General features: G+C 73.6%; 7 protein-coding genes. 3 read left to right on the forward strand and 4 right to left on the reverse strand.

Going from position 1 to position 5,821, the window contains the following annotated elements:
* Positions 1–197: 197 nt before the first annotated feature.
* A complete protein-coding gene (locus AB0I76_RS20830; RefSeq protein WP_357037859.1) occupies positions 198–722 on the forward strand; it encodes a GNAT family N-acetyltransferase in 525 nt (174 codons plus the stop codon).
* Positions 723–845: 123 nt separating this feature from the next.
* Here AB0I76_RS20830 and AB0I76_RS20835 read toward each other — a convergent pair whose 3' ends face one another.
* Genes AB0I76_RS20835 through AB0I76_RS20845 form a run of 3 tightly spaced genes read right to left on the reverse strand, consistent with a single transcriptional unit; the run spans position 846 to position 3,544 of the window.
* Positions 846–1,811, reverse strand: coding sequence for a TIGR03885 family FMN-dependent LLM class oxidoreductase (locus tag AB0I76_RS20835; protein WP_357037862.1), 966 nt, complete (start codon positions 1,809–1,811; stop codon positions 846–848).
* Positions 1,812–1,858: 47 nt separating this feature from the next.
* On the reverse strand, positions 1,859–3,271 hold the full coding sequence (locus AB0I76_RS20840) for an NADP-dependent succinic semialdehyde dehydrogenase (protein ID WP_357037865.1): 1,413 nt from the start codon (positions 3,269–3,271) through the stop codon (positions 1,859–1,861).
* Between the two features lie 12 nt (positions 3,272–3,283).
* Positions 3,284–3,544, reverse strand: a complete 261-nt coding sequence (locus tag AB0I76_RS20845; protein WP_357037868.1) for a DUF6343 family protein — start codon at positions 3,542–3,544, stop codon at positions 3,284–3,286.
* Positions 3,545–3,697: 153 nt separating this feature from the next.
* Here AB0I76_RS20845 and AB0I76_RS20850 point away from each other — a divergent pair, with 153 nt between their 5' ends.
* Both AB0I76_RS20850 and AB0I76_RS20855 read left to right on the forward strand, forming a co-directional pair.
* Positions 3,698–4,300 carry an antibiotic biosynthesis monooxygenase gene (locus tag AB0I76_RS20850; RefSeq protein ID WP_357037871.1) on the forward strand — a complete coding sequence of 201 codons (603 nt, stop codon included), beginning with the start codon at positions 3,698–3,700 and terminating at the stop codon, positions 4,298–4,300.
* A gap of 117 nt (positions 4,301–4,417) precedes the next feature.
* Positions 4,418–5,269, forward strand: coding sequence for a GDSL-type esterase/lipase family protein (locus AB0I76_RS20855; protein ID WP_357037874.1), 852 nt, complete (start codon positions 4,418–4,420; stop codon positions 5,267–5,269).
* Between the two features lie 27 nt (positions 5,270–5,296).
* Here the strand turns inward: AB0I76_RS20855 and AB0I76_RS20860 are convergent.
* The coding region (locus AB0I76_RS20860) for an EcsC family protein (RefSeq protein ID WP_357037877.1) at positions 5,297–5,821 on the reverse strand (525 nt) is incomplete at its 5' end.

The following is a 5,821-nucleotide window of genomic DNA, read 5'->3' on the forward strand; positions in this document are numbered from 1 at the left end:
GCGCAGCGACGTGAAGATCTGGTCGTAGAAGCCGTGCTCGCCCAGCAGCAGCTCGTGCATGACCTTGAGGAACTCGCCGGACTGCGCGCCCTGGAGGCCCTGGCTGCGGTGTTCGCGGCAACCGGCCTGGCCGTGCCGGTGTTGGTGAGGCAAGCCCTGGCGCACCGGCCGGTGGCGGCTGTAGCAGGATCGGCACCGTGACCGACGAGATGACCGTGCGCCCCGGTGGTCCGGCCGACGCGAAGACGATCCTGCGCCTGCTCGACGACGCCACCGCGTGGCTGGTGGCCCGGGGGCGCACCGGCCAGTGGGGCGCCACGCCCGCGTCGGAGGATCCCCGGCGGGTCGCCCAGGCCGACGTGTGGGCGACCGGTGGTGGCCTGTGGCTGGCGGTGGTCGGCGACCGGCCGGTGGGCGCGCTGGTCGTCGGCGCGGCCACCGACTACGTGCCGGCGGCGACCGAACCCGAGCTGTACGTGAACCTGCTGGTCACCGACCGGGCGTACGCGGGACGCGGGGTCGGCGGGCGGCTGCTCACGCACGCCGCGGACCTGGCCCGCGCCCGGGGTCTGCCGTTGCTGCGGGTCGACTGCTACGCCGGCGACGACGGGGCGCTGGTCCGCTGGTACGAGCGGCAGGGCTTCACGGCCACCGAGCCGTTCACCGTGGAGCGCCCCGGTCGCGACCCGTGGCCCGGCCAGGTCCTCGCCCGCCGCCGGTAACCCACACCCCGCCCCCGCACGCCGCAGTTTCGGGGAAAGAGTGGTCATTCCGCGCGGAATGACCACTCTTTCCGTGAAACTGCGGGCTCCGGCGGGCGGGGCCGACGGGGCGGGCCGGGCCGGTCAGCCGGCGGCGCGGAGTTTCGGCAGGACCTCCGCGCCGAACGCGTCGATGAAGGCCCGCTGCTCCTGCCCGACGTGGTGCAGGGCGATCTGGTCGAAGCCCAGCGCCACGTACTCCTCGAGCCAGCCGACGTGCCGGCCCAGGTCGGCGGAGACGTTGACGGCGTCGGTGACCTTCCCCATCGGGACGTCGGCGGAGACCACGTCGAAGTGCTCGACCATCTCCAGGTCCCAGCAGACCGGCGGCGCGAAGACGTTGCTGCGCCACTGGTCGTAGGCGACCGCCTCGGCCTCGGCCTGGTCGGGTGCCCAGCTGACGTGCACCTGGAGGTGCAGCGGCCCCCGCCCACCCGCCGACCGGTAGGCGTCGACCATCCGCCGCAGGTGCTCGACCGGGGCGTTGACGGTGATCAGCCCGTCCGCCCACTCGGCGCACCACCGGGCGGTGGCCTCGCTGACGGCCGCGCCGATCAGGGCCGGCGGCTGCTCCGGCCGGGTCCACAGCTTCGCCCGGTCCACCCGGACCAGCCCGTCGTGGTTGACCTCCTCCCCGGCCAGCAGCGCGCGGATCACGTCCACACACTCACGCAGCCGGGCGTTGCGGATGTCCTTGCGCGGCCAGCCGTCGCCGGTGATGTGCTCGTTGCTCGCCTCGCCGGTGCCCAGCGCGGCCCAGAACCGGCCCGGGTACATCGCGCCGAGGGTGCCGATGGCCTGGGCGATGATCGCCGGGTGGTAGCGCTGCCCGGGCGCGTTGACCACGCCGAACGGCAGGTTGGTGGCCTGGAGCGCCGCGCCGAGCCACGACCAGGCGAACCCGGACTGGCCCTGCCGCTCGCTCCACGGCGAGAAGTGGTCCGAGGACATGGCGGCCTGGAACCCGGCCCGTTCGGCGTGGACGACCGCCTCCAGCAGGCGGCTCGGGTGGATCTGCTCGTGGGAGGCGTGGAAGCCGAACACCGTCATGGGCACCCTCCGTACCCAGGTCGGTGTCCGGCTAAAGCTGGCCCGGCCTACTCGGCGTGCGCGCCGGCGCCGGCCGACGCGGCGCCCTCCCCCACCCACACGGTCTTGGTGTTGCAGAACTCGCGCATGCCCACGGCGGACAGCTCCCGGCCGTACCCGGAGTTCTTGACGCCGCCGAAGGGCAGCTCCGGGTACGACGTGGTCATCCCGTTGATGAAGACGTTGCCGGCGTCGAGATCGGTGGCGAACCGCTCCTGTTCGTCCGGGTCCCGCGTCCACGCGTTGGAGCCGAGACCGAAGGCGGTGCCGTTGGCCACCTCGATCGCCTCGTCGTACGACGACACCCGGTAGAGGCCGGCGACCGGCCCGAAGACCTCCTCGGTCCACATCCGCATGTCCGGGGTCAGGTCGGTGACCACCGTCGGCGGGTAGTACCAGCCCTCCCCGTCCGGCTTCGCGCCCCCGCAGAGCACCGTGGCGCCCTTGTCGACGGCGTCGCGGACCTGGGCGTCGATCTCGTCCCGCCCGCGTTCGCTGGCCAGCGGCCCCACGTCGGTGCCCTCGTCCATCGGGTCGCCGACCCGGAGGGCCGCCATGTTCGCCGCGAACCGCTCCGCGAAGGCGTCGAACACGTCGGTGTGCACGATGAACCGCTTCGCGGCGATGCACGACTGGCCGTTGTTCTGGCAGCGGGCCGTGGTGGCCACCTCGGCGGCCCGGTCCACGTCGGCCGAGGGCATCACCACGAACGGGTCACTGCCGCCGAGTTCCAGGACGGTCTTCTTCAACTCGCGGCCGGCGATCTGCCCGATGGAGCGGCCGGCGCCCTCGCTGCCGGTCAGCGTCGCCGCCCGCACCCGGGGGTCGCCGAGGATCTTCTCGACGGCCTCGGACCCCACCAGCAGCGTGGTGAAGGCGCCCTCGGGAAAGCCCGCCCGGCGGAACAGGTCCTCCATCAGCAGGGCCGTCTGGGGCACGTTCGAGGCGTGCTTCAGCAGGCCGGTGTTGCCGGCCATCAGGGCCGGCGCGGCGAACCGCATCACCTGCCACAGCGGGAAGTTCCACGGCATGACGGCGAGGACCGGACCGATCGGCTCGTACCGGACGAACGCCCGGGTCGCCTTCACCGCCGCCGCGTCGGCCGGTGAGTCCGCGAGGAACTCCGGTGCCTTCGCGGCGTAGAAGCGGCAGGCCGTGGCGCACTTGGTCACCTCGGCCTTCGCCGACGCGTACGTCTTGCCCATCTCCGTGGTCATGATCCGGGCGATCTCGTCCCGCTCGGCCTCCAGCAGGTCGGCGGCCGCGACCAGCCACGCGCCCCGCTGGCCCACGGTGGTGCCGCGCAACTGCCGGTACGCCAGGTCGGCCCGCTCGATGGCCGCGTCGACCTGCTCGTCCGACATCGCCTCGTACGTCTTGAGCACCGCTCCGGTGGCGGGGTTGGTGGTGGCGATGGGCATGGCCTGCTCCTGTCACTCGAACAGTGAGTGCCGCACGCCCGGCTCCTCCCGGCGACGGGCGGCACGACGGCGCTGGATGACGACCAGGTCGACCGCGGCGACCACCGCGAAGATCGCGCACACGACCCCGAGCCACACCACGTCCGCCCAGAAGGCCAGCACGGCGAAGATCGTCATGGTGACCAGGCCGAAGCCGGCCAGCACGAGCCGGAGGTTGAGGGCGCTGCGCGCCTGCACCGGGCCACGGAACCGCCGGGGCTGCGATCTCGTCATCACACCGACCTACCCGTCCTCGGCGCGCTTAACCGCGGGTGATTCCCGGCCACGCGGCCGGTGCCGGTGTGCCGCGTCACGGCCGTCGTGGGTTGCGTTACACCGGTGCGCCGGGAGCCGTCGACACCGGCCCGGGGCGTGGACGATGGACGCATGACCCTGACCCACGCGATGCCGGTGACCGTCGCCATCGCCCGGCGCGCCGACCCCGCCCGGACCGACGAGATGGTGGCGTGGATGCGTGCCGGCACCGCCCTGGCCGAGGCGTTCCCCGGCTTCCTCGGCGCCGGGTGGGTCCGCAGCGCTCCCGGCTCCGGCGAGTGGCACATGCTCTACCGGTTCGCCGACGACGAGACGCTGCGCCGGTGGGAGGAGTCGCCGCAGCGGCACTGGTGGCTGACCTCGGCGCAGGGCATCGTCGAGCACACCCGGGTCGAAAAGCGGACCGGGATCGAGGGCTGGTTCGACCCGGTGCCGGAGCCCGTGGTGGAGACGGTGCCGGTCAGCGCCGAGCCCACCGTCCCGCCACCCTCGCCGCCGCGCTGGAAGCAGGCGGTGACGATCTGGTTGGCCTTCTTCCCGCTCAGCCTCACCGCGACGTTGCTGACCAGCCGGTTCCTCCCGGAGGTGCCGCTGGCCCTGCGCGTGCTGATCATGACGCTGACGCTGACGCCGCTGATGACGTACCTGGTGCTGCCCCGGATCACCCGGGCCCTGCACTGGTGGCTCCACGGCCAGCGGGGACCCTGGCGCTAGCACACGCTCCCTGCCCGGCGACAGCCTTCTGCCACAACACCGACAGCACTTCACGCCGCCCCGACCCCGCGCATAGAGTTACCGCGCTGTCGCTCTCCGCTGCGGGACGGGGGAAGGATGCCTCGACGCTGGGTCGCCGCCCTCGCATGCCTGGTGGCGCTCGTCGCGCTCGCCTGCGAGGGAGGCGGTGCGGCCGCACCCCGGCCCACCCGCGGGACACCCTCACCCGGCGCCACCGGTGGCATCGCCGCCCTGGGCGACTCGATCACCACCGGCTTCGGCTCCTGCCTCGTCCTGGCCTCGTGCCAGCGCAACTCCTGGTCGACCGGGGACGGGCTGCGGGTCGACAGCATCTACCGGCGCCTGCTGGACGACGACACCGCGCTGCGGGGCAAGGCCCACAACCACGCCCGTCCGGGCGCGCGGGCCGCGTCGCTGGCCGGTCAGGCCGAGGCGGCCGTACGCGACCGCGCCGACCTCGTGACCGTGCTGATCGGCGCCAACGACGTGTGCCGCGGCGGTGTCGAGGCGATGACCCCGGTGACCGAGTTCCGCAGGGAGATCGACCGGGGCCTGCGCGTGCTGCGGACCGGCCGGCCCAAGGCCCGGGTGCTGGTGGTGAGCATCCCCGACCTGTACCGGCTCTGGGAGGTCGGACACACCGACGAGCGGGCGGTACGCGTCTGGCGCCGCGGCCTCTGCCCGGCGCTGCTGGCCAACCCCACCTCGGACGACCCGCTCGACCAGGCCCGGCGCGCCAATGTCCGGGAGCGCATCGGCGCGTACAACAAGCAGTTGGCCGCGGCCTGCCGTGCGTACGGGTCCCGGTGCCGCCAGGACGGCGGCGCGGTGCACCGGGTGCGCTTCACCCTGGACCTGGTCAACCCGCTGGACTGGTTCCACCCCAACGCCGCCGGCCAGGACCGGCTCGCCGAGGTGACCTGGCGCGCCTGGGGTCTGTCCGGCTGACGCCGACCCCGGCCGGGATCGCACGGGTCAGGGGCGACGCTGCCCGGGCACGGTGCCGCCGTGCTGGCGGTAGAGGGCGCGGGAGCGCTCCGCCAGGTCCTTCGTCGCCGACGAGTTGGCCCAGGTGCCCAGGACGATCGCCGCGCCCGGCACCACCTTCGCGAAGACCCGCTTGGCGGCCCGCACGCCGGCCATCTGCGCCAGCCGTACGCCGAGGCGCAACATCACCTTGCCCAGCGGGTTCTGCCCGCCGGACCCGAAGAGGGCACCGGCGCGTTCCCGGCCGGCGGCCACCCCGAGCGCGAGCCGTGCGCTCTCGGCGACCTTGTGCACCTTCTGGAGCACCAGCAGGTCGGTGGCCCGGTCCGGGTGCGCCGGGTCCACCCCGAACGCGGCGGCGACGTGCAGCACCATCCGCGCCTGGGTCCAGGCCAGCACCCCGACGTCGATCACCGCGCCGGGCAGCCCCGCCGCGCCGGACACGGCCCCGGAGAGGCGGGCGTGGTTGACGAACTTGCGGACCGCCTGGTCGGCAAGGGCCTCCGGCGACGC

The sequence above is a fragment of the Micromonospora sp. NPDC049799 genome (assembly GCF_040656655.1).
Taxonomy (GTDB): Bacteria; Actinomycetota; Actinomycetes; order Mycobacteriales; family Micromonosporaceae; genus Micromonospora.

Excerpts from the sequence above, each read along its gene's own strand:
- AB0I76_RS20835 (WP_357037862.1), bottom strand. The coding sequence starts at position 1,811 with ATGACGGTGTTCGGCTTCCACGCCTCCCACGAGCAGATCCACCCGAGC.
- AB0I76_RS20840 (WP_357037865.1), bottom strand. The coding sequence starts at position 3,271 with ATGCCCATCGCCACCACCAACCCCGCCACCGGAGCGGTGCTCAAGACG.
- AB0I76_RS20845 (WP_357037868.1), bottom strand. The coding sequence starts at position 3,544 with ATGACGAGATCGCAGCCCCGGCGGTTCCGTGGCCCGGTGCAGGCGCGC.
- AB0I76_RS20850 (WP_357037871.1), top strand. The coding sequence starts at position 3,698 with ATGACCCTGACCCACGCGATGCCGGTGACCGTCGCCATCGCCCGGCGC.
- AB0I76_RS20855 (WP_357037874.1), top strand. The coding sequence starts at position 4,418 with ATGCCTCGACGCTGGGTCGCCGCCCTCGCATGCCTGGTGGCGCTCGTC.